Source organism: Halomonas nitroreducens (genome assembly GCF_003966155.1).
In the GTDB taxonomy this organism is placed as follows: domain Bacteria; phylum Pseudomonadota; class Gammaproteobacteria; order Pseudomonadales; family Halomonadaceae; genus Halomonas; species Halomonas nitroreducens.
The window spans coordinates 197,739-218,912 of record NZ_RXNS01000001.1 but is presented as its reverse complement, the minus strand read 5'-3'; the positions used below and the strand labels follow the sequence as shown (position 1 = coordinate 218,912).

The window sequence follows — 21,174 nt, the reverse complement described above, 5'->3', positions numbered from 1 at the left end:
TCCTCCTTGATGATCGGCCGTGCCGGCGTCAGTAGACCTCGATACGGTTGACCTGCCAGACCGAGCGGAAGCGAATGGCCTCCGTCACCAGCTCGGGATGGGCGTCGAAGGGATAGAGCACGAAGAGGGGGCCGAAGTCGCGAATGGGCATGGGTGCGCCGTTACGCTGCATGGCCAGAATGACGTCGTAACGCTCGAAGTCGCTGACCGGGATCACCGCCTCGAAGCCGTTCAGGGCACTCACTCGAACCCGGCGCCCCTCGGCCCCCACCGCGCGGAGAATGGCCTGGGCCAGCGGCCCCTCGAAGCGGTTGGTCTCAGGGTGCCAGGGTGTGCTGGTGACGATGGCGCGGGCCGGCAGCGCCTCGAGCATGGCCCGATCGAAGCGAGCCTCGTCACCGACATTGGTGCGAGTGATATCCCCTCCCACGGTCAGCATGATCGGGCCATCGGGCGTCGGCAGTGCGCCGGCCGCTTGAGCCGCAGGCATCGCCAGGCAGGTCAGCAGCAGCCCGCCGACGAGGGTAAGGAGGATGCGGGGACGCATGGCAGGGCTCCCGGTTGCCAGTCGTGTCGGCGACTAAGGGTACGCGATTCGTGACACGAGGTCAGGTCGCCCCGGCCCGAAAAGCAAACGGGGACGCAGCGCGCCCCCGCAACCTCGATACCGGCATTGCTCGGCTCAGCTGGACAGCTCCTCGACCTGCTCGATGCGCACCAGGTCCTCGTAGGCATGCCAGCTGGCATGGCCGAGCACCGGCAGGATCAGCGCCAGGCCGATGTAGAAGGTGGCCACCCCGACGATCACGCAGCCCGTCAGGATGACGGCCCACAGCAGCATCGGACGGAAGTTCCTGGCCACCGACCGGACACTGGCCTCGATGCCCTCCATGAAGGTCAGGTCCTGATCCATCAGGGTCGGAATCGCCACCACGCTGATGGTGAAGGCGCCGAAGGCCAGCACCGCGCCGATGGCCGTGCCGACCAGCAGCATGCCCAGCCCCTGGGGGGTGGTCAGCAGAGACAGGTAGATGGTTGTCGGATCGGGCGCGCCGAGCCCGAAGAAAAGGGCGAATAACAGCATCGCCATGTTGAACCAGGCCAGCAGGATCAGCACCAGCATCACGCCCATCATGGCCAGCTGGCCGGCATGGCCCTTCCAGCCGCCGAAGGCATCGCCCAGGGTGGGGTTGCGCCCGGCCTCCAGGGCCTGGCTGATGCCATAGGAGCCGACCGCCACCAGGGGGCCGATGAACATGAAGCCGGCGATCAGCGGCAGCAGCCAGTGCCACAGCCCCAGGGTGAAGGCCCCGGCCGTGATGGCGATGCTCAGCCCGACCCAGAACATGCCGTAGGCCAGGCTCACCGCCGTGGCGCGGCGGAAGTCCTCGAAGCCGGCCGCCAGCCAGGCACGTGGCTTGTCCATGCCGACGGGGCGGATGGTGATCTTGACTTTGGCTGGCGTTTTGTCATGGCCTTTCGTGGCTGCTGCGCTCATGGAGTCACCCCTCTTGCCGCCGATGGAATCCCGGTACTGCCGGGACAGTCAGAGGCCGCACGGGCCGTATGGCCCAATACGCGCTTCGTCCCTTAACACCTGATTAATGTAGACGACCCTCTGTCATCCCGCCGATACCGACATCACCCTCCCCTCAACGCTGCGCCGGCCGAAACGCGAACGCCCCCGACGGGGCGGGGGCGTTCGCGTCGGCCGTGGCCGCGGGTCGCTCAGCGCACGATCATCACCGATACCTTGCTGTGATGTACCACGTGCTCGGCATTGGGGCCCAGCACGTAGTCGGCGAACTTGCGCTTGTTGTGGGATGCCATGACGATCAGGTCGACCTCGAGCTTCTTGGCCGCCTTGATGATCGCTTCCCAGGGCGAGCCGTCGACGATCACGCTCTGGGCGGTGATGTCCTCCGGCACGTTCGTCTGAATGAACTCGTGTTGGGCCTTCGTCACCGCCTCATGGGCCTTGGTGGCGAAATCTTCGGGAAAGTAGGCCCCCACCAGCGGCATGTGATAGTCGGGCAGCACCGTCACCACATGCAGCGAGGCGCCGAAACTGCGACACAGCGTCAGCGCCGTGGGCAGGGCCTTGCGCCAGGAGGCCTCCTCGTTGAGATCCACCGGTAGCATTATCTTGCTGTACATGAGCGTTACCTCCTTCAGGCCGAAACCGGCTCAGCGCTGCGCTCCCGACGCCGGCGCTGGAGCAGCACCACCAGGCCGAACACCAGGAAGGCGGGAATCCACATCAGCTCCTTGGTCCAGCGATCCACCGGTGCCTGGACCTGGATGATCTCCTGGTCGAAGTCGAAGCCCATGTCCGCCGCCTGGCTGCCGAAGGCGACCATGTCGACCACGGCACGGTCGTCCTCGATGAGCAGCTCGAGGCCCAGGTTCTCCAGGCGTTCCTGGCCATCCGCCCCGTCCGGCACCGGCAGGGTCATGTAGGTGGTCATGGGATCCCCGTAGGCATCCAGCCCGCTGATCTGCACCCGCAGGGTGGTGTCGGTATCGGCCTGGCCCAGCGCCTCGACGAACTGCGCCGGCGGGATCTCCTGGTAGGGATCGTGGATCATGTCCATCCAGAACCCGGGGCGGAACAGGGTGAAGGCCACCAGCAGCAGCAGGATCGACTCGTACCAGCGACTGCGGGTGATCATGAAGCCCTGGGTGGCGGCGGCGAAGATCAGCATCGCCACCGTGGCCACCACGAAGATCAGGATCCCCTGCAGGAAGGACACGTCGATCAACAGCAGGTCGGTATTGAAGATGAACAGGAAGGGCAGCGCCGCGGTGCGCAGGCTGTAGTAGAACGCCTGGAAGCCGGTGCGGATGGGATCGCCGCCGGAGACCGCGGCGGCGGCGAAGGATGCCAGGCCGACCGGCGGCGTCACGTCGGCCATGATGCCGAAGTAGAAGACGAACAGGTGGACCGCGATCAGCGGCACCAGCAGGCCGTTCTGCTCGCCGAGCTGGACGATCACCGGCGCCAGCAGCGCGGACACCACGATGTAGTTGGCCGTCGTGGGCAGGCCCATGCCGAGGATCAGGCTGAGCACCGCGGTGAGCAGCAGGATCAGCATCAGATTGCCCATGGAGAGGATCTCGACCACATCGGCGAGCACCAGACCGACGCCGGTCTGGGAGACCGCTCCCACGATGATCCCCGCGGTGGCCGTGGCGATGCCGATGCCGATCATGTTGCGGGCACCGGTGACCAGGCCCTCCCAGAGATCGAAGAAGCCCTCGCGAATGTCCTCGCCGAGGCTGCTGCGATGACGGAAGATCGCGGTGATCGGACGCTGGGTGATCATGATGAAGATCATGAAGACGGTGGCCCAGAAGGCCGACAGCCCCGGCGAGAGGCGCTCCACCATCAAGCACCAGATAAGCACGATGACAGGCAGGATGTACTGCAGGCCGACCATCACCGTGGGCCGGGTCTGGGGCAGCTTGTAGACCGGCTCGTTGGGGTCGTCGAGCTCGAGCTCCGGATAGCCGGCGGCCACCTTGAGCAGTCCCACATAGACCGCCGCCAGGGCCACCGCCACCACCCAGGGCGTGGCATCGCCCAGCAGCGGCTTGAGCCAGCCCAGCCCGTAGTAGACCACCAGGGCCGTGATCATCATCAGCAGCAGGCCGGCGAGGAAGCCGATCACCTTGCGCACCAGGGGCTTGGGTGGGTTGCTGCTCTCCAGGCCCTGCATGTTCGCCTTGAGTGCCTCGAGATGGACGATGTAGACCAGGGCGATATAGGAGATCAGGGCCGGCAGGAAGGCGTGCTTGATGACCGCCACGTAGGAGATGCCCACATACTCGACCATCAGGAAGGCCGCGGCCCCCATCACCGGCGGCATGATCTGGCCGTTGACCGAGGACGCCACCTCCACGGCCCCGGCCTTTTCGGCGGGAAAGCCGACCCGCTTCATCATCGGCACGGTGAAGGTCCCGGTGGTGACGACGTTGGCGATGGAGGAGCCGGAGATCAGGCCGGTCATGCCGGAGGCCACCACGGCCGCCTTGGCCGGTCCGCCGCGATAGTGGCCGAGCAGCGAGAAGGCGACCTTGATGAAGTAGTTGCCGGCACCGGCCTTGTCGAGCAGGGCACCGAACAGCACGAACAGGAAGACGAAGCTGGTCGATACGCCCAGCGCGATGCCGAACACCCCCTGGGTGGTCAGCCACTGGTGGTTGACCAGCCCGTAGAGACTGACGCCGCCGTGGGCCAGGATGCCGGGCATCCAGGGGCCCGCCAGGCTGTAGACCAGAAAGACCGTCGCCACGATCATCAACGGTGGCCCCAGGGCACGTCGCGTGGCCTCGAGCAGCAGCAGGATGCCGATCACGCCGACGATCACGTCCTGGGTGATCGGGGCACCGGGACGCTGGGCGAGCTGCTCGTAGAACATGAACATGTAGGCGCCGCAGAAGGCCGCCGCAATCGCCAGCACCCAATCCTGGAGGGGAATGCGGTCACGGGGAGAGCGCTGCAGCGCCGGATAGGCCATGTAGGCCAGGAACAGCGCAAAGGCCAGGTGGATGGAGCGCGCCTCGGTGGCGTTGAAGACACCGAAGCCCAGTATGAAGGGGATCGGGGAGGCGATCCACAACTGGAAGAGCGACCACACCGCGGCGATGCTGACCAGCAGCTTGCCCGGCGTTCCGGCCGGCTTGCGGGCCCCGGAGTCGCTTGAGGCGACCATGTCCTCCAGGTCGACCTCGGCGCCCGGCGCCCTCTGTTTATCGTCAGTCATAAGCGAGCCCTGCTGTACATGGGTGATACGAAGCGAGCGCGAAGATACTATCCGGTGCCGCAAACGCAATGCGCGGCCCTCGGCGAGGGCCGCGCATCATTCAGCGAATATGCGGTGATGTCAGGCGTCGACGATCACTCGATCCAGCCCTGTTCGCGATAGTAGCGCGCGGCCCCCTCGTGAAGCGGAGCAGACAGCCCGGAGGTCACCATTTCCTGCGGGTCGAGGTTCTCGAAGGCCGGATGCAGGCGCTTGAAGCGATCGAAGTTGTCGAAGATCGCCTTGACGGTCTGGTAGACCACCTCCTCGCTGGTATCCGCATCGGAGACGAAGGTCGCGGCCACACCGAAGGTGTCGACGTCATCCGGATTGCCCTTGTAGAGACCGCCGGGGATGACCGACTTGGAGTAGTAGGGATGTTCCTCGACGATACCGTCGATGGCCTCGCCGTTCAGCGGGATCAGCCGCGCGTCGACGGTGGTGGTGGCTTCCTGGATGGAACCGTTGGGATGGCCCACCACGTAGACCATGGCATCGACGTTGTTGTCGGCGAGTGCCGCGGCCTGCTCGGCGGCATCCAGCTGGGAGGCCAGCGAGAAGGTGTCCTCGGTCCAGCCCTTGGCTTCCATGACCACTTCCATGGTATTGCGCTGGCCGGAGCCGGGATTGCCGATATTGACGCGCTTGCCTTCCAGGTCGTCGAGGGTCTCGATGCCGGCATCGGCACGGGCCAGCAGGGTCAACGGCTCGCCGTGCACGCGGAAGACGGCGCGCAGCTCTTCGTAGGGTTCGTCCTCGAAGTTGCCGGTGCCGTTGTAGGCCTGGTACTGCACATCGGACTGCACCACACCCATGTCCAGCTCGCCGGACTTGATGCCATTGATATTGGCCACGGAGCCGCCGGTGGACGGGGCATTGCACTTGATGTTGGCATCCTCGAGGCGGTTGACCAGGCGACAGACCGACTGGCCGACCACATAGTAGACCCCGGTCTGTCCCCCGGTACCGATGGTAATGAACTCTTCCTGGGCCATTACCGGCGAGGAGAACATTGCGGCGCCGAGCAGCGCTCCAGAGAAGGCGGCGGCGGAGAAAGCATGGCGTTTCATTGACACACCTCTTGTCATGATGGGCATAGCGTTCGGTCGACGGTCCCTCGTCAGCAACCGCCCAGGGCCGAACCTTACTCTTCTACTTTAGCGAAGGAACGCCTGTATGATGAGGAATTTTTCTTTCCGTGTCAGTCTAGTTGCCGTCAACGTTTAGGGCTCGTTAATTTTCCCACCGCCCGAACGGCACGGGCCCGGCATATCAGCCGGGCCCGGGAGTGTCGATCGTCGCGAAAGCGTCAGGAGGCCTTGGTGATCAGCGCCTGCTTGGCATCCTTCATGGCGGCGAACTCGGCCTCAAAGAAGAACGCGTCCTCGCCCAGCGCCGGCTCGAGATGATTGAGCCAGGTCGCCGTCTCGTCGTACCTGGCGAAGAACGGCCGCTGCACCCAGTCGCTGTCGCGGCCCTGGATAAAGCGCAGCACGAAGACCTTCTCGCCCTTGAACTCGGTGACACCCTGGATCTCCACCTTGCCGGGATCGGCAGACATCGACGGGCCACGAGCCGTCCGCGCCAGGCCCGGCACCTGCTTCATCGCCTGGCGGTAGATCTCCCAGGCGCGCACCAGGGGCACCTCGAAATAGTGGCGGGCGCCGGTGTCGCGCTCCACGAACAGGTAGTAGGGGATCATCCCCAGGCGCACCTGGGTGGTCCACATGCGTGCCCACTGCTCGGCATCGTCGTTGATGTGCTTCAGGAGCGGCGCCTGGGTGCGGATCTCGGCGCCGGTGGCACGAATGCGACGGATCGCCTCGCGGCAGATGGGGGTATCCATCTCCTTCCAGTGGTTGAAGTGCGCCATGAAGGCCACGTGCTTGCCGGCCGCCGTCAGCTCACGGAACAACTCGAGAATATCCTCGGCGTCCGGGTCGGTGACGAAGCGGTAGGGCCAGAAGGTCAGGCTCTTGGTGCCGATGCGGATGTCCTGGACGTGGTCCAGCTCCGGCGCCATCAGCCCCTCCAGGTACTGGCGCAGGTGCTTGGCCTTCATCACCATGGGGTCGCCGCCGGTCATCAGCAGGTCGGTGACCTCGATGTGCTCGGCGAGATAGCGGTGCAGCGAGTCCGCCTCGCTGGAGGCGAACTTCAGCTCCTTGTCGCCGACGAACTGCGCCCAGCGGAAACAGAAAGTGCAGTAGCTGTGGCAGACCTGTCCCTGGCTGGGAAAGAACAGCACCGTCTCGCGGTACTTGTGCTGCATGCCGGGCAGTGCCTCACCGTCCAGCAGCGGCAGGTTCAGGTCCATCTGCCCCGCCGGGTGCGGATTGAGCTCCTCGCGGATGCGCTCGATCACCGGCTTCATCTCGGCAGCACTGGCCTGCCGATGCATCAGCTCGGCGACCTCGTCGAAGTGCTCGGGCCGCAGCATGCCGCGCTGAGGGAAAGTGAGCTGGAAGACGGGATCATCGGGCACCGCACTCCAGTCGATGAGCTCATCGATGACGTACTCGTTGACCCGGAAAGGCAGCACCTGGCTGACCACCCGCATGTCGAAACGCAGCGCCTCCGGCAGTTGCTTGAGCGCCTGGATCTTGTCGAGCTGGCGATGGGTATAGACCTTGAACTGACGGGCCTCGAAGGCTTCGGCCTGGGGATCGTCGAGCTCCAGGTTCACACGCTGATTCATGCCATCTCCTCCGTTGTTATGTCACGGCCGGGGCGGGACGCGTCCGCTCGGACAGCTGTCACGCGGGCGTGCCGTGGCCTTGGCAAGGGGGCTGGTATTGGTACAGCGCAAGAAGCAGAGTTGCAAGCATTTGCGCACATTTGCAACGAATGTCGCGAAAACACCAGCTTTTCGCAACTGATCGTTCAAGGACGACGCGCCGCAGGTGCGACGGGCGCGACGCGCTTGTGACCAGCAGCCGAAGGGCGAGGGCCCGCAACGGTGCAAACCGCGATAAGCTGGGAGGACACCCTGTCGGGCCCGCGTCGCCGGGGAGGAGCCGCCATGAACCTGCTCGCTTGCCAGATCGCCATCCCGCGCACCCGCTGCCGCGGCGATCAGCTCACCCACCTCCGCGCTCTGTGTCACCGGCTGCGGGAGGCCTGTCGGGAGCGGATTCCGGACCTGATCGTGCTGCCGGAACTCGCCGCCCAGGAGTATGGCAACGGCGCCTTCGCCTGCCTGCGCGATCTCGATGACGACGGTCATGGCCCGGTGACCGCGACCTTCGCCGAGCTGGCCCGCGAGCTTGGATGTCATGTCGCCTTCGGCGTGGCGCGCCGCGACGGCGGGCGTCACCACATCAGCCAGCTGCTGCTGGGTCCCGACGGGGAACTCGCCGGGGTCTACGACAAGCTGCACTGCGCTCAATTCGGCGCCTCGGCGGAGGCCGCCCACTTCACGCCGGGGCAGCGGCTGCTGGTCACCGAGATCGCCGGCTGGCGCCTGGGCGTGATGATCTGCTACGACCTGCGCTTCCCCGAGCTCGCCCGACGGATGGCCGACCTCGGGGTCGAGCTGATGCTGCATCCGGTGGCCTTCACCCGGGACTTCTCCTTTGTCAGCTGGCACGCCTTCGTCATCGCCCGGGCCATGGAGAACCAGTGCTACTGGCTGAGCCTGAACCGGGCCGGCAAGGCTTGGGGACACTCGCTGCTGTGCCCTCCTCTGGTCGACGAGGATCACCCGGCGAGGCCCTTCGGCTCCGAGGAAGCGCTGCACTGGTTCACCCTGGACCGCACGGCCCTGGAGGATGCCCGCTCGCGCCTGCCGCTGGCCCAGGACCTCCGGGACGACCTTGCCTCCCTGCCGCTCTGGGCACCAGACTGACAGGGTGCCCATCCGCGAACCCTCGAGGAGATCGAGATGAAAGCGTCCTCGTCGCGCATCGAGTGCTGCCAGGGCGACATCGCCCGCCAGGATGACATGGTCGCCGTGGTCAACGCGGCCAACGCCCAGCTCCGCTCCGGCGGCGGCGTGGCCGGGGCCCTGCATCGGGCCGCCGGCCCCGAACTCGCCGAGGCGGGTCGTCCTCTGGCGCCCCTCCACCCCGGGCAGGCCGTGGTCACCGAGGCCTTTGGCCTGCCCAACCGCTATGTGATCCACTGCCTTGGCCCGGTGTACGGCGTCGACGAGCCATCCGATGAGCTACTCGCCGCCTGCTACCGCCATGCCCTGCAGCTGGCCGAGCGCCACGGCATCGAGAGCCTCGCCTTTCCGGCCCTCTCCACCGGCGCCTTCGGCTACCCGGCGGCCGAGGCCGCCCGCATTGCGCTGGCCACGGTGATGGACACCCTTCCCCATTGCCCGACGGTACGCCGGGTACGCTTCGTGCTGTTCGATGCCGAAAGCGCCGAGCTGCACCGTCGCACCCTGGCCAGTCTGGAGGGCGGCAGCGGCTAGCCCCGAGCCGCCGCCTCGTCGCGGCGCTCGACGTGGTGCGAGGGCTGCGCCTGCCCAGGAGGCGCAGTCCCCTCTGCTGCGCCAGCCCCGCCACGGGACCATGGTCGGGAAGGCCACCAGCAGGGCCAGGGCAGCGCTAGCCAGACCAGGTAGCACCTCTCCAGTGGCCACATGACCGGCAACAGCGTCTCCCGCTGGCCTTCCTGCCAGGTCCGCTTGACCCCGTACCTTGCGACCAGCGCCAGTACGACCGGGCCACACGGGCTCCGGAAAAGGAGCAGCGCGGGGACCGCCCGATCCCCCCGCCCGGAATGCTCCGTGCGGAGAGGCCGGAGACGCGACTCCCGGGCGTCATGGACGTTCTCGGTGACGAAGGCCCGGCACCGGGCTCGTCCAGCAGGGTGACGCTCACCCCGCGCTGCGGGTCCCCGCCAGGCAGTTGGCCTTCTCCACTCGGGTCGGGTCTGACCGATCTCCCGGGCCCTTGCCTCGCGGACCGCAGGACGCCGCGACTCGGGGAACGAGTCCCACGCCAGGGACACCCCGCCCCTGTCCTGGATGAGCGTGTGAACGCGGCGCTCGATAAGCAGGCATTCGCCCTCTCGAGTCAGCATGCCAGGTGCTGTCCGCCATCCGGAAACCGCTGCCCAGCCCCGGGTGGCCTCATCATGCCGCGCATAACGTATACAGATAATGATTGAAACCGTGCACACCAGGATCTATAAATGTGTACGACCGATGCTTATGGGAACATTTAATACCACCCTTTGTGTACAAAACTGGTGCTCACGCGCCCGGCGCCGCGACCGGGCGAGCCTCAGGGCATCGGCCGCCTCCAACGACAACAACACCGGAGAACAAGATGCGCACCAAGACCAAGCTCGTCCTCGCCACCGCCACCGCATCGCTGCTGCTCGCCCAGGGCGCCAGTGCCGCCCTCTACAGCACCACCAAGGTCGAGGCACTCTATGGCTGGGACTACGAGGACGAGGCCGGCGCCGGTTTCCCCATCGACAACGAGGAGCACGCCATCCTCACCGTCGCCAATGCCACGGGCTGGACCTATGGCGACAGCTTCTTCTTCGCCGACTTCACCAACCTGGACCAGGGCCGCGAGGACGAGCAGGACTTCGGCAGCACCCATGCCGAGTGGAACCTGCGCGGCAACATCGGCAAGGCCACCGGCCTCGACCTGGCCTTCGGCCCGGTGACCGGCCTCTACGTGACCGGCCAGCTGGACCTGGACCGCAACGCGGCGACCCGCAAGACCACGCACCTGGCCGGCCTCTCCGCCGACCTGGCGGTGCCCGGCTTCCGCTTCTTCAAGGTCTACGCGATGTATCGCGACGACGAGAGTGAGGCCGCCGGCGGCAGTTCGGCGCAGTACACCGCGGCCTGGAACCTGCCCTTCCGGCTAGGCGGGGCTGACTTCTCCTTCGAGGGCTTCATCGACTACATCACCGAGGAGGGCGAACTGGAGGCCCAGCTGCTGACCCAGCCCCAGCTGGTCTGGCACGCCACCGACAACCTCGGCGTCGGGCTGGAGTACCAGCACTGGGAAAACAAGTTCGGCCTCGAGGACACCGACGAGTCGTTCCCGCAGGCCATGGTGCGCTGGACCTTCTGAGCGATTCGCCCGGGGCGGCCGCGGCCGCCCCCGTCGGTCCTCTCTCTGCCACGACGCCGGCCCGGCCCCACGCCCCCGGCGTCAGGCACCGCCCAGGGCGCGGTAGCGCGCCACGATGCTCGCGGGAGAATAGCGCTCGACGATCGTCGCCGGGATGGCCGGGGGATCCGCCAGCAGGTCGCCCACCGCGGCACCGAAGGCCTCGACGTCGTCGAGGGGCACCAGCCCGCGCCTGAGCTCGCCCTTGAGGATGTCGGACGGTCCCGAGAGACAGTCGGTGCTGACCACGGGGGTCCCGCAGGCCAGGGCCTCCAGGAGCACGTTGGGCAGGCCCTCGTAGTCGGAGGACAACATCAGCAGGCGCGCCCGGCGCATGTAAGGGTAGGGGTTGTCACGCGCACCCAGCAGGGTGACCCGGTCCTCGAGCCCCAGGGCGCGGATCTCGCCTTCGACACTCGCCCGGTCGCCATCGCCGATGAGCACCAGCGGCAGGTCGGTCCCGCTGGCCTGGTAGCCTCTGAGCAGTCGGTCGAGGCGTTTCTGGGTCATGGCCAGCCGGCCCACGTAGAGGCAGAAGTCCCGCTCGGCCCATTCCGGCTCGGCGATGGGCTCATGCATCAGCGCCTGCAGGCGCTCCAGTTCCATGACGTTGGGAATCACCTGGACCTCCCGCGGGCGGCAGCCGATCGAGGCCAGGGAATGCCGGTTGGTCTCCGAGAGCACGATCAGGCGCTTGTCCCCGTACAGCCGGCACACCTTGCGTCGCTTGATCCGCCGCCGCCAGCCCTGCTTGTTGGAGAGCAGTTCCTGGCGCGGATCGGAGCGAATGCACAGCCAGGCCCGATCAGCCAGGCAGGAGCGGCTGACGACCTGGTGCGCCTGGTGCAGATTGGCCACCACCAGGTCGAAGGACGCCTCGTACTCGGCGAGGAAGGCATCCAGCCGGCGTGCATGCAGTCGGTAGCGGTGCAGCTTCTCGCGCCGCCCGCGCGGCGTGAAGGGCACCACCCTGACCTCGGCGCCCTCGGGCACCTCCAGGCCCAGGCGTTCGGACAGGGCGATCAGGGTGACCGACACGCCCTGGGCCAGCATGGCCCGGGTCAGCTTGAGCACCGAGCGGGGCGCGCCGCCACTGGCCAGCTGATCGATCACGAAGAGGACTCTTTGCATGCCACACCACTCCTTTGTTCGTGCCACAGGCCACCATGGTAACCCACCACGAGAGCCGGCCCGACGATGAGCTGCCCGCGGCGCCCGCCACGCGAACCCCCACGGCAAGCGGCGACCATCTTTTGCTATGCTGGCGCCTTCCTGCCGCCATCAATCAAGGAAGAATCGTGCCATTACGGGATCTGGCCCTGGGCCTTGGCGTCGTTGCCATCTGGGCGCTGAACATCATCGTCATCAAGCTCGGCGTGGCGGAACTGCCGCCGCTGCTGTTGACCACCCTGCGCTTTTTGCTGGTGGCCGCGCTGCTGGTGCCCTTCCACCCCGTGGCCCGCCACCAGCTACCCTTCCTGGCGCTGCTGTCGCTGACCTTCGGCACCCTGCACTTCGCCATGCTGTTCATCGGCCTGGAGCAGGCCGAGGCCGGCACCGGGGCCCTGCTGGTGCAGATGGGCACGCCCTTCGCCACCCTGCTGGCAGTGCTGTTCCTCAAGGAACGCCTGGGCCCGCGTCGGCTGGCCGGCCTGATCCTGTCCTTCGCCGGCATCGTCGTGCTGGCCGGCGGCCCGACGCTGCCGGCCCCCCTGCCCACCGCGCTGCTGCTGGTCAGCGCCCTGGGCTGGGCCATCTCCCAGCTGTTGATCAAGCAGGGCCCCAATGTCCCGCCCATGGCACTGGCGGGCTGGGTGGCGCTGTTCGCCACGCCTCAGGTAGCGCTGGGCTCCTGGTGGTTCGAGCAGGGTCAGATCGAGGCCCTGTCCGATGCCGGCTGGGCCGCCTGGGGCGCGGTCTTCTACACGGCAGTGATGTCATCGATCCTCGCCTACGGCGTCTGGTACGGCCTGCTTCGCCGCCACCCGGTCAACCGAGTGGTGCCCATGGTGCTGCTGGTGCCGGTGCTGGCCGTGGGGCTCGGGGTCGTGCTGCTCGGGGATGGGCTGGGACCGCACAAGCTGATCGGCGGCGGGCTGGTGGTGGCCGGGATCGCCCTGATCGTGCTGCGCCTGGGGGGCCGGAAGACACCCGCCGAGGCGTCCTCCTGACCCCTCAGCCGTCCGCCGCCATGCTGGCGCGGCGACACTCCCCGCCATCGCCGGGCCAGCTGACACAGTCGCCCGGCCTGACGCCCTTCTCCGCGAAGTAGCCGGCATTGACCTCCAGCGCGGCCCGATAGGCGGCGGCCGGCCGGGTCACCGGACAGTCCCGGGGCGCGTCGGCCGTGCAGGGCTCCATGCGGTGGATCTCGAGGATCCGCCCGCTCTCGTCGATGAAGGCGATATCCAGCGGGATGCGGGTGCGATACATCCAGAAGCCGTTGCGCGAGGGCTGGGTCCGTTCGTAGAGAAACAGCATGCCGGTGTCGGGTGGCAGCTGCTCGCGCTCCATCAGGCCCCGGCCGCGCTCGGCGAGGCTTCGCGCCACCTCCGCCTGCAGGCGCCGCGGGCCCGCCTCGCCGTGCAGGGTCACCGGCACCCGGGGCAGGCGCGGCTCCTGGGCCAGTACCGGCGCCCCCCAGAGCGGCACGGTGGGCAACAGCAGCAGCGCCTGGAGCAGGCGGCGTCGGGTCGGGTCAGGCATCTCAGACATGGGCAGGCTCCTCTCTGGGCAGTGCGGCCTCCGGCATCAGGTGGATACCGGTGGCCAGCAGCGAAACGGTCACGGTCTCGCCCCGGGCCAGGCCATTGCGGCGGGCAGCATGGGTGGCGATCTCGAAACGCAGGGTATCGTCGCAGTGATCGAAGGCCAGTGCCACGGACGCCATGCCCCCCAGGATCGCCATTTCGCTGACTCGGCCGGTGATCGGGTTCTCCCGCTCCCCGCGGGACGGCCGGCCGCGGCGATGCAGGACGACATCGGAATTCGGCAGGTACCAGGTCAGGCGCCGCCCCACGGGCAGCGTCTCCAGCCCCTCGGCCACCTCGAGCCGCCAGGGCCCCCACTGCAACCGTCGCCGCCCCGCCGCGTCCGCCACCACGGTGCCGTCGAAGACATTGTGGCGATCCAGCAGGCGCGCCACCTCGGGGGAGGCCGGCCGCCGAAACAGCGCCTCGGCGGGGGCCTGCTGCAGGCTGCGCCCGGCATGCAGCACGCAGAGCCGGTCGGCCAGGGCGGCGGCCTCGTCGAGGTCGTGGGTGACCAGCACGATGGGAATACGGATCTCCTCGCGCAGCAGCGCCAGCTCCCGCTGCAGGCGACGCCGGGTAACCTGGTCCACCGCGGAGAAGGGCTCGTCGAGCAACAGCACCTGCGGCTGGCGGGCCAGCGCCCGGGCCAGGGCGACACGCTGGCGCTGGCCCCCGGACAGCTCGTCGGGCAGCCGCCCCCCCAGCCCCTCCAGGCGCACCCGCGACAACCAGGCCTCGGCGACCGGGCGGCGCTCGGCGGCGGGCAACTGGCCGAGGGCCACCATGACGTTGGCCCGGGCGTCGAGATGGGGAAAGAGCGCATAGTCCTGGAACACCAGTCCCACCCGGCGTCGCTGCGGTCGCATCCAGCAATGGCGGGCCGAGGCGAACCAGGTCTCGCCGGCACAGCGGATATCGCCCTCGGCCGGCCGGTAGAGACCGGCGATGGCCCGCAGCAGCGTCGTCTTGCCACTGCCCGAGGGGCCCACCAGGGCGAGCAGCTCACCGGGGGCACAGCGGAAGGCGGCATCGAGCGGAATCGGCCCCGCCTGGGCGACCCGCACCGTCAGATCGCCGACCGTGCATGGCGGTCCCGCGGTCTCAGTGTCCATGCCGTCGCCTCCTGCGGCCGCTCAGCCCATAAACCACGCCGATGGTCACGAAGGACACCAGCAGCAACATGGCCGACATCAGCGCCGCGCCCTGCTCGTCAAAGGCCTGGACGCGGTCGTAGATGGCGATGGCAAGCGTCCGGGTCTCGCCGTCGATGGCGCCCCCGACCATCAGGATCACCCCGAATTCCCCAAGGGTATGGGCGAAGGTCAGCGCCAGCGCCGAGACCAGCCCGGGCCATACCAGCGGCAGTTCGATGCGCCACAGGGTCTGCCAGGAGGACAGGCCGCAGCACCAGGCGGCCTCGCGCAGGTTGGCGGGAATCCCCTCGAAGGCTCGCTGGATGGGCTGCACGGCGAAGGGCAGATTGGCCACCAGGGAGGCGAGCAGGATGCCGCTGAAGGTGAAGTTGAGGGTCGTGCCGGTGAGCGAAGCCCAGACAGCCCCGAAGGGCGCCTGCTGGCCGAAGCTCTGCATCAGGTAGAAGCCCAGCACCGTCGGCGGCATCACCAGCGGCAACGCCACCAGGGCCTCGCAGAGGGAACGCCCACGAAAGCGGGCCAATGCCAGGGTGCGCCCCAGCCACAGGCCCAGGGGGATCAACAGCAGGCTGGTCAACGCCGCCAGGCGCAGCGACACCCACAGCGCCGGCCAATCCATCAGGAGGCATCATCCTGCACGGGCGGCTGGAAGCCACGACGCTCGAGGATCGACCTCGCCCGCTCTCCCTGCAGCCAGGCATAGAAGGCCCGTGCCCCCTCCCCGGCTCCGTCAATCAGGGCCATGCGCTGGACCAGCGGAGCGTGCCACTCGGCGGGAATCAGCACATGATCGGCCTGCTCGGCCACTGTCGGGGCCAGGGCCAGGGAATAGGCCACCAGCCCGCCCCGGGCCTCATCGGCCAGGGCGAAGCGGGCCGCCTGGGAGACATTCTCGCCCAGCACTCGCAGCCTCGTCGTCGGTGACCACAGCCCGGCATGGGTCAGCGCCTGACGGGCCGCCACCCCATAGGGCGCGTGCTCGGGATTGGCCAGGGCCAGTCGCGGCCGCCCTTCGCCGTCCTCGAAGGCGGCAAGCGCCTCCCGCACCCCCGCCAATGGTGCATCGGCCGAGGGCAGCACGCCACGCCCCCTGGCCTGCAGCCAGACCAGGCGTCCCACGGCATAGACACGGCCCTCTCCCTCGATGAGCTCCGCCTCCTCGAGCACGCGCACGTTTGCCTCGTCCGCCGAGAGGAACAGCTCGAAGGGAGCATGCTGCAGGATCTGGCGACTCAGGTTGCCCGAGGCACCGAAGTTGACCCGCACATCATTGCCGGTCTCCTCGCGGTAGGCCGCGACAAGTTCAGGGAACACGAACTGCAGCGACGAGGCCGCCGCCACGCTGGGCACCTCCATGGCCTGCACCAGGGGGGCCATCCATGGCAGCAGGAGCAGGGCCAGGCGGGCCGCCCAGCGTCGGGGATGCTTCATGGTGTCGAGCCTCTCGAATGACATGCCGCCAAAGTTGACCGGATGGTCAGCCTTGTCAAGACGGCCGACACGGACTGCCCCTTGCCGGATGCCCTCCCCGCCCCCGACGACCGATCATGGGACGGGCGAGGCAACTAGACACGACAAGCAGACGGCCGGGCCGGTCGACTCGGCAGCATTGTCATCCAGACGCGGCGGACGGTAAAGGCGCCCGCCGGGGAACCCGGCACCGGCATGACCCCAATCAGGCCTGTTCGGTGGCGCGGCCCAGGATCGACTTGAGATCGATACGGGCTTCCCGGGGACTCAGGTCGAGCAATGCCTCGAGGCCGTTCAGATGGTCGTGGATATCGCCACGGGCCGCCTCGGCGTCCCCGGCTTCCAGATGGGCCAGCAGCCGGGTATGGTCCCCCGCGAGATAGCAGGAGGCCAGGCCGGCGCGCTTGTAGAGGGCGATGACGATGGAGGTGCGCAGCACCAGATCGGTGAGCATCGCGCCCAGCACGCGGTTGGGCGAATGCTCGGCCAGCAGGTGGTGCAGGGTCAGGGAGTGCTCGATCCGCGCCGGCTCGTCGCCCCGCTCGAAGGCCGCGACCTCGCCGCGTGCCTGCTCGGACAGGGCGGCCATGGCCTCGGCCGGGAGCCGGCCGGCCAGCAGGGCCACCACCTCGCCCTCCACCAGGCGCCGCGCATCGAAGGTCTCGCGGGTTTCCTCGATGCTCGGGGCGCGGACCCGAGCCACCTGGTTGGGACGCTGGTCGATGACGTGCTCGGACGCCAGGCGGGTCAGGGCCTTGCGCACCACCGACCGGCTGACACCGAAGACCTCCCCCAGCGTCACCTCGGGCAGCTTGGTACCCGGGGGCAGGCGCTGCATCAGCACCGCTCGGCGCACCTTGTCGACGATATCCCGGTCGCTGACGCGTCCCCCGGCCTTGGCCTCTGCCAGCATCTCGGTGTGCCAGGCATTGTTCATGGCATGTCTCTCCGCGTGGTCCTGAGAGAACCATCGCATGTTTCACGCTATCTGGCCACACCATGGCTACATTTTGTATACAAGAGAACGGCCATCCCTCAGCGTTCCTGGTGCTCGGCCGTCACGTCCAGGATCTTCAGGGTATTGGTGCCCCCGTGGGCGTTCATGTGATCGCCGCGGGTCAGGATCACGTGATCCCCCGGCTCGGCAATGCCCTGTGCCACCAGCCGCGCCAGGGCGCGGTCGTTGAGCTCGGTGGCCCCCATCTCACTGGTGTCGAAGGGCAGCGAGATGACACCACGGTACAACGCCATGCGCCGCTGGGCGACGGGGTTGTGGGCCAGCCCGACGATCGGCAGCCCGGAGCGGATCCGCGAGGCGATCAGCGGCGTGTAGCCGGTGGCCGTCATGCAGGCGATCGCCGCTACCCCGGTCAGGTGGTTGGCGGCATACATCGCCGACAGGGCGATGGTCTCGTCGATCCGGGAGAAGCCCTCGTGGATGCGGTGGCCGGATTCCTGGGCACTGCGCTCGCGCTCGGCGCCCAGGCAGACCCGGGCCATGGCTTCCACGGTCTCCACCGGGAAGTCGCCGGCGGCGGTCTCGGCGGAGAGCATCACCGCGTCGGTAGCGTCGAGCACGGCATTGGCCACGTCGAACACCTCGGCCCGGGTGGGCAGCGGCGCCTCGATCATCGACTCCATCATCTGGGTGGCGGTGATCACCGCGCGGTTCAGGGTCCGGGCGTGCTTGATGATGCGCTTCTGGGTGCCGATCAGCGCCGCGTCGCCGATCTCCACGCCGAGATCGCCGCGGGCCACCATCACCGCCTCGCTGGCTTCGATGATGCCGTCGAGGGTGGCGTCGTCGGCCACCGCCTCGGCACGCTCGAGCTTGGCCACCAGGCCGATCTCACGGCCGGCCTCGCCGAGCAGCTCACGGGCCTCGCGCATGTCGGCGGCATGGCGCGGGAAGGACACCGCCAGGTAGTCCACGCCGATGGCGATGGCGGTCTCCAGGTCGGCCTTGTCCTTGTCGGTCAGCGCCGGCGCCGAGAGGCCGCCGCCCTGCTTGTTGATGCCCTTGTTGTTGGACAGGGCACCGCCCACCACCACGCGGGTGTGGATGGCGCTGCCGTCGACCCGGGCGACGTCGAGCACCACCCGGCCGTCGTCGAGCAGCAGGCGGTCGCCGGCGGCCACGTCGTCGGCCAGCGCCTTGTAGTCGCAGCCGACCCGCTCGGCGTCGCCGGCCTCGCCGTCGAGGGCCACGTCGATCACGAAGGGCGCGCCCTCGGCGAGCTCGACGGCGCCGTCACGGAAACGGGCGATGCGGATCTTGGGCCCCTGGAGGTCGCCCAGGGCGGCGACGCTACGGCCCTGGCGGGCGGCGATCTCGCGCACCGCGGCCAGCCGGCGGCGGTGGTCGTCCGCCGAGCCGTGGGAGAAGTTGAGGCGCACCACGTCGACGCCGGCGGCGATCATCTGCTCGAGCACGCCCTCCCGGTCGCTGGCGGGGCCCAGGGTGGCGACGATCTTGGTGCGGCGGATCGGCTCGTGGATCGGGGCATGGGGCGGCAGTGTCGTCATGAGTTCCTCGGCAGTACCAGGATGGCACGAAAATCGTTGACGTTGGTGCGCGTCGGCCCGGTCATGATCAGGTCGTCCAGCGCCTCGAAGAAAGTATACGCATCATTGCGTGACAGATAGGCGTCCGGGTCAAGGCCCAGCGAGCGCATGCGCGTCCAGCAGCCCGGTCCGAAGACGGCCCCGGCATTGTCCTCGGAGCCGTCGATGCCGTCGGTATCGATGGCCAGGGCATGGATGCCCTCGGCGCCCTCGAGGGTGGCGAACAGGCCAAGCAGGAACTCGACATTGCGGCCGCCGCGGCCGTCGCCGGTGACCGTCACACTGGTCTCGCCGCCCGACAGGATCAGCAGCGGCCGTTCCAGGCCATCCTGGGCGGACAGCGCCATGCGGCCCTGGGCACGGCCCAGCTCGCGGGCCTCGCCCTCGAGGTCGTCGCCCAGCAGGCGCACCTCGACGCCATCGCTCTCGGCGGCAACCTGCCCGGCCGTCAGGGCGTCGCGGGCGCGAGCCAGAATCTCGCTCTGGTCCCGGGCGAAGGCCGGATCATCGGGGCGCGGCGCCTCGGTATTGGCCTCCAGCTGACGGCGCACCGCGTCCGAGATCTCGATGTCGTGGCGCTCGAGAATCGCCAGGGCCTCGGCGGGGGTGCTGGCGTCGGGCAAGGTCGGGCCGGAGGCGATCAGTGAGGCCTCGTCGCCGGGCACGTCGGAGATCAGCCAGGTCAGCACCCGGGCCGGGTGAGCGGCGGCCGCCAGCCGGCCGCCCTTGATGGCCGACAGGTGCCGGCGCACGGTGTTGATCTCGCGGATCGGCGCCCCGCTTCTCAGCAGCGCCTTGTTGATGGCCTGCTTCTCGGCAAGCTGGATGCCGGGCGCGGGCAGGGTCATCAGCGCCGACCCGCCGCCGGAGATCAGGGCGATGACCAGATCGTCCTCGCCCAGGTCCTCGACGGCCTCGAGCATCCGCCGGGCGGCCTGCTCGCTCAGGTCATCGGGCATGGGGTGCGAGGCCTCGAGAACCTCGATATGGCGACACTCGGCGCCATGGCCGTAGCGGGTCACCACCAGGCCGGACAGCGGCGCCTGGGGATGGCGCAGCTGCCAGGCGCGTTCCAGGGCAGCCGCCATGGCTGCCGCCGCCTTGCCGGCCCCTACTACCAGGGTGCGGCCGACCGGGGGATCGGGCAGCCGGTCGGGCAGCAGCGTATCGGGATGCACGGCCGAGACGGCGGTCTCGCCCAGGCGCCTCAGCCAGGCACGCGCTGCCTCGGGCCGCTCGCGGGAAAGCAGGGGGGAAAGGGCATTCATTCGGGGGTCTCCTTCGAAAAAGGGCCCGGTGACGAACCAGGGGGCTACAGGGGAAGACTCGACACCGGGCAAGGGGCCGTCAATCGACGACCCCGGCAGACGACGACCCGACGCCTGCCATCAGGGAGCAGTCACCTCCCCTGTCCTCCGCCGGCCACCCATGATGGCCGGCGGCACGGACTCAGCGGCTGCCGATCTCGTGGTCGGCGAGCTGTTCCAGGGCACGGGCGATGCCGGCGTGATCCCAGTCGCCGCCGCCGTGGGCGACGCAGGCCTGGAACAGCTGCTGGGCATTGGCGGTACCGGGCAGCGCGAGATTGAGGCTTCGCGCGCCTTCCAACGCCAGGTTGAGGTCCTTCTGATGCAGCTTGATCTTGAAGCCCGGATCGAAGGTGCGGTTGATCATGCGCTCGCCATGAACATCGAGGATCTTCGACTGGGCCAGGCCGCCGAGCAGGGACTCGCGGACCTTGGCCACGTCGGCACCCGCCCGGGAGGCGAACAGCAGCCCCTCGGAGACGGCCTCGATGGTCAGGGCGACGACGATCTGGTTGGCCACCTTGCAGGTCTGGCCGGCGCCGTGATCGCCGATATGGGTGATGGTCTTGCCCATGATCTCGAGCAGCGGCCTGGCGCGCTCGAAGCCTTCCTGGGTGGCACCGACCATGATGGTCAGGGCCGCGTTGATGGCGCCGCCCTCGCCGCCGGAGACCGGGGCGTCGACGTACTCGCCGCCGGCCTCGGTGATGCGCTTGGCGAATTCCTGGGTGGCCAGCGGGGCGATCGAGCTCATGTCGATCACCAGGGTACCGGGCTGGAGGCCCTCGATGACACCGCCCTCGCCGAACAGTACCTGCTCGACGTCGGGGGTGTCCGGCACCATGGTGATGATCACCTCGGAGGCCTCGGCGACCGCCTTGGGACCGTCGAGTTCCAGCATGCCCTTGGCGGCCAGGGTCTCGTCCAGGGTGCCGCGCTTGACGGTGGTCAGTTCGTGGTCGGCGTCCAGCAGGTGGCCCGCCATGGGGCGACCCATGATGCCCAGTCCGATAAAGCCGATCTTGCTCATGATG

General features: G+C 68.2%; 19 protein-coding genes. 4 read left to right on the top strand and 15 right to left on the bottom strand.

All coding sequences use genetic code 11. The features are described from left to right. Positions 1–28: 28 nt before the first annotated feature. From EKG36_RS00895 to EKG36_RS00870, 6 genes are all read right to left on the bottom strand, one after another. Positions 29–547 (bottom strand): putative pterin-binding protein, encoded by a 519-nt coding sequence (locus EKG36_RS00895; protein ID WP_126480061.1) that lies wholly within the window; start codon positions 545–547, stop codon positions 29–31. 135 nt (positions 548–682) lie between these two features. Next, positions 683–1,498: a DUF2189 domain-containing protein gene (locus EKG36_RS00890; protein WP_126480059.1), complete on the bottom strand. Its 816-nt coding sequence runs from the start codon at positions 1,496–1,498 to the stop codon at positions 683–685. Between the two features lie 230 nt (positions 1,499–1,728). After that, the gene (locus tag EKG36_RS00885; protein ID WP_126480057.1) at positions 1,729–2,157 is read right to left on the bottom strand and encodes a universal stress protein; all 429 of its coding nucleotides are present in this window, start codon (positions 2,155–2,157) and stop codon (positions 1,729–1,731) included. A 14-nt stretch (positions 2,158–2,171) separates the two neighbouring features. Then, positions 2,172–4,766, bottom strand: a complete 2,595-nt coding sequence (locus tag EKG36_RS00880) for a TRAP transporter permease (protein ID WP_126480055.1) — start codon at positions 4,764–4,766, stop codon at positions 2,172–2,174. Positions 4,767–4,900: 134 nt separating this feature from the next. Next, positions 4,901–5,875 carry a TAXI family TRAP transporter solute-binding subunit gene (locus EKG36_RS00875; RefSeq protein ID WP_126480053.1) on the bottom strand — a complete coding sequence of 325 codons (975 nt, stop codon included), beginning with the start codon at positions 5,873–5,875 and terminating at the stop codon, positions 4,901–4,903. 239 nt (positions 5,876–6,114) lie between these two features. Beyond that, positions 6,115–7,503, bottom strand: a complete 1,389-nt coding sequence (locus EKG36_RS00870) for a KamA family radical SAM protein (protein ID WP_126480051.1) — start codon at positions 7,501–7,503, stop codon at positions 6,115–6,117. A gap of 324 nt (positions 7,504–7,827) precedes the next feature. On the opposite strand from EKG36_RS00870, the gene EKG36_RS00865 reads away from it, so the two are divergent. The 3 genes from EKG36_RS00865 (at position 7,828) to EKG36_RS00855 (ending at position 10,852) form a co-directional block, all read left to right on the top strand. Continuing rightward, positions 7,828–8,652 (top strand): carbon-nitrogen hydrolase family protein, encoded by an 825-nt coding sequence (locus EKG36_RS00865; RefSeq protein ID WP_126480050.1) that lies wholly within the window; start codon positions 7,828–7,830, stop codon positions 8,650–8,652. Between the two features lie 36 nt (positions 8,653–8,688). Next, positions 8,689–9,225: a macro domain-containing protein gene (locus tag EKG36_RS00860; RefSeq protein ID WP_126480048.1), complete on the top strand. Its 537-nt coding sequence runs from the start codon at positions 8,689–8,691 to the stop codon at positions 9,223–9,225. A gap of 862 nt (positions 9,226–10,087) precedes the next feature. Further along, positions 10,088–10,852: an outer membrane protein OmpK gene (locus tag EKG36_RS00855; RefSeq protein ID WP_126480046.1), complete on the top strand. Its 765-nt coding sequence runs from the start codon at positions 10,088–10,090 to the stop codon at positions 10,850–10,852. A gap of 81 nt (positions 10,853–10,933) precedes the next feature. On the opposite strand, the gene EKG36_RS00850 is transcribed toward EKG36_RS00855, so the two are convergent. Further along, positions 10,934–12,022: a glycosyltransferase gene (locus EKG36_RS00850; protein WP_126480044.1), complete on the bottom strand. Its 1,089-nt coding sequence runs from the start codon at positions 12,020–12,022 to the stop codon at positions 10,934–10,936. 167 nt (positions 12,023–12,189) lie between these two features. On the opposite strand from EKG36_RS00850, the gene EKG36_RS00845 reads away from it, so the two are divergent. Next, positions 12,190–13,062 carry a DMT family transporter gene (locus EKG36_RS00845; protein WP_126480042.1) on the top strand — a complete coding sequence of 291 codons (873 nt, stop codon included), beginning with the start codon at positions 12,190–12,192 and terminating at the stop codon, positions 13,060–13,062. Positions 13,063–13,066: 4 nt separating this feature from the next. On the opposite strand, the gene EKG36_RS00840 is transcribed toward EKG36_RS00845, so the two are convergent. From EKG36_RS00840 to EKG36_RS00805, 8 genes are all read right to left on the bottom strand, one after another. Continuing rightward, positions 13,067–13,606 (bottom strand): DUF192 domain-containing protein, encoded by a 540-nt coding sequence (locus EKG36_RS00840; protein WP_246007394.1) that lies wholly within the window; start codon positions 13,604–13,606, stop codon positions 13,067–13,069. Next, entirely contained in the window at positions 13,599–14,756 is a 1,158-nt protein-coding gene (locus EKG36_RS00835; RefSeq protein ID WP_126480040.1) for an ABC transporter ATP-binding protein, read from the bottom strand. Before EKG36_RS00835 ends, EKG36_RS00840 begins: the two co-directional genes overlap by 8 nt. Next, entirely contained in the window at positions 14,746–15,417 is a 672-nt protein-coding gene (gene modB, locus EKG36_RS00830) for a molybdate ABC transporter permease subunit (protein WP_126480038.1), read from the bottom strand. The genes EKG36_RS00835 and modB overlap by 11 nt, the downstream gene beginning before the upstream one ends. Continuing rightward, the gene (gene modA, locus EKG36_RS00825) at positions 15,417–16,229 is read right to left on the bottom strand and encodes a molybdate ABC transporter substrate-binding protein (RefSeq protein WP_126480036.1); all 813 of its coding nucleotides are present in this window, start codon (positions 16,227–16,229) and stop codon (positions 15,417–15,419) included. The genes modB and modA overlap by 1 nt, the downstream gene beginning before the upstream one ends. Before the next feature lie 244 nt (positions 16,230–16,473). Further along, positions 16,474–17,205, bottom strand: coding sequence for a GntR family transcriptional regulator (locus EKG36_RS00820; RefSeq protein WP_126480034.1), 732 nt, complete (start codon positions 17,203–17,205; stop codon positions 16,474–16,476). 98 nt (positions 17,206–17,303) lie between these two features. Then, on the bottom strand, positions 17,304–18,794 hold the full coding sequence (gene pyk / locus EKG36_RS00815) for a pyruvate kinase (protein WP_126480032.1): 1,491 nt from the start codon (positions 18,792–18,794) through the stop codon (positions 17,304–17,306). After that, positions 18,791–20,101 carry a glycerate kinase type-2 family protein gene (locus EKG36_RS00810; RefSeq protein WP_126480030.1) on the bottom strand — a complete coding sequence of 437 codons (1,311 nt, stop codon included), beginning with the start codon at positions 20,099–20,101 and terminating at the stop codon, positions 18,791–18,793. Before EKG36_RS00810 ends, pyk begins: the two co-directional genes overlap by 4 nt. A 181-nt stretch (positions 20,102–20,282) precedes the next feature. Then, a complete protein-coding gene (locus tag EKG36_RS00805) occupies positions 20,283–21,170 on the bottom strand; it encodes a 2-hydroxy-3-oxopropionate reductase (protein WP_126480028.1) in 888 nt (295 codons plus the stop codon). Positions 21,171–21,174: the final 4 nt, after the last annotated feature.

Excerpts from the sequence above, each read along its gene's own strand:
- EKG36_RS00855 (WP_126480046.1), top strand. The coding sequence starts at position 10,088 with ATGCGCACCAAGACCAAGCTCGTCCTCGCCACCGCCACCGCATCGCTG.
- EKG36_RS00885 (WP_126480057.1), bottom strand. The coding sequence starts at position 2,157 with ATGTACAGCAAGATAATGCTACCGGTGGATCTCAACGAGGAGGCCTCC.
- EKG36_RS00850 (WP_126480044.1), bottom strand. The coding sequence starts at position 12,022 with ATGCAAAGAGTCCTCTTCGTGATCGATCAGCTGGCCAGTGGCGGCGCG.
- EKG36_RS00865 (WP_126480050.1), top strand. The coding sequence starts at position 7,828 with ATGAACCTGCTCGCTTGCCAGATCGCCATCCCGCGCACCCGCTGCCGC.
- EKG36_RS00875 (WP_126480053.1), bottom strand. The coding sequence starts at position 5,875 with ATGAAACGCCATGCTTTCTCCGCCGCCGCCTTCTCTGGAGCGCTGCTC.
- modA (WP_126480036.1), bottom strand. The coding sequence starts at position 16,229 with ATGAAGCATCCCCGACGCTGGGCGGCCCGCCTGGCCCTGCTCCTGCTG.
- EKG36_RS00890 (WP_126480059.1), bottom strand. The coding sequence starts at position 1,498 with ATGAGCGCAGCAGCCACGAAAGGCCATGACAAAACGCCAGCCAAAGTC.
- EKG36_RS00860 (WP_126480048.1), top strand. The coding sequence starts at position 8,689 with ATGAAAGCGTCCTCGTCGCGCATCGAGTGCTGCCAGGGCGACATCGCC.
- EKG36_RS00895 (WP_126480061.1), bottom strand. The coding sequence starts at position 547 with ATGCGTCCCCGCATCCTCCTTACCCTCGTCGGCGGGCTGCTGCTGACC.
- modB (WP_126480038.1), bottom strand. The coding sequence starts at position 15,417 with ATGGATTGGCCGGCGCTGTGGGTGTCGCTGCGCCTGGCGGCGTTGACC.
- EKG36_RS00805 (WP_126480028.1), bottom strand. The coding sequence starts at position 21,170 with ATGAGCAAGATCGGCTTTATCGGACTGGGCATCATGGGTCGCCCCATG.
- EKG36_RS00810 (WP_126480030.1), bottom strand. The coding sequence starts at position 20,101 with ATGAATGCCCTTTCCCCCCTGCTTTCCCGCGAGCGGCCCGAGGCAGCG.
- EKG36_RS00840 (WP_246007394.1), bottom strand. The coding sequence starts at position 13,606 with ATGTCTGAGATGCCTGACCCGACCCGACGCCGCCTGCTCCAGGCGCTG.
- pyk (WP_126480032.1), bottom strand. The coding sequence starts at position 18,794 with ATGACGACACTGCCGCCCCATGCCCCGATCCACGAGCCGATCCGCCGC.
- EKG36_RS00880 (WP_126480055.1), bottom strand. The coding sequence starts at position 4,766 with ATGACTGACGATAAACAGAGGGCGCCGGGCGCCGAGGTCGACCTGGAG.
- EKG36_RS00870 (WP_126480051.1), bottom strand. The coding sequence starts at position 7,503 with ATGAATCAGCGTGTGAACCTGGAGCTCGACGATCCCCAGGCCGAAGCC.
- EKG36_RS00820 (WP_126480034.1), bottom strand. The coding sequence starts at position 17,205 with ATGAACAATGCCTGGCACACCGAGATGCTGGCAGAGGCCAAGGCCGGG.
- EKG36_RS00835 (WP_126480040.1), bottom strand. The coding sequence starts at position 14,756 with ATGGACACTGAGACCGCGGGACCGCCATGCACGGTCGGCGATCTGACG.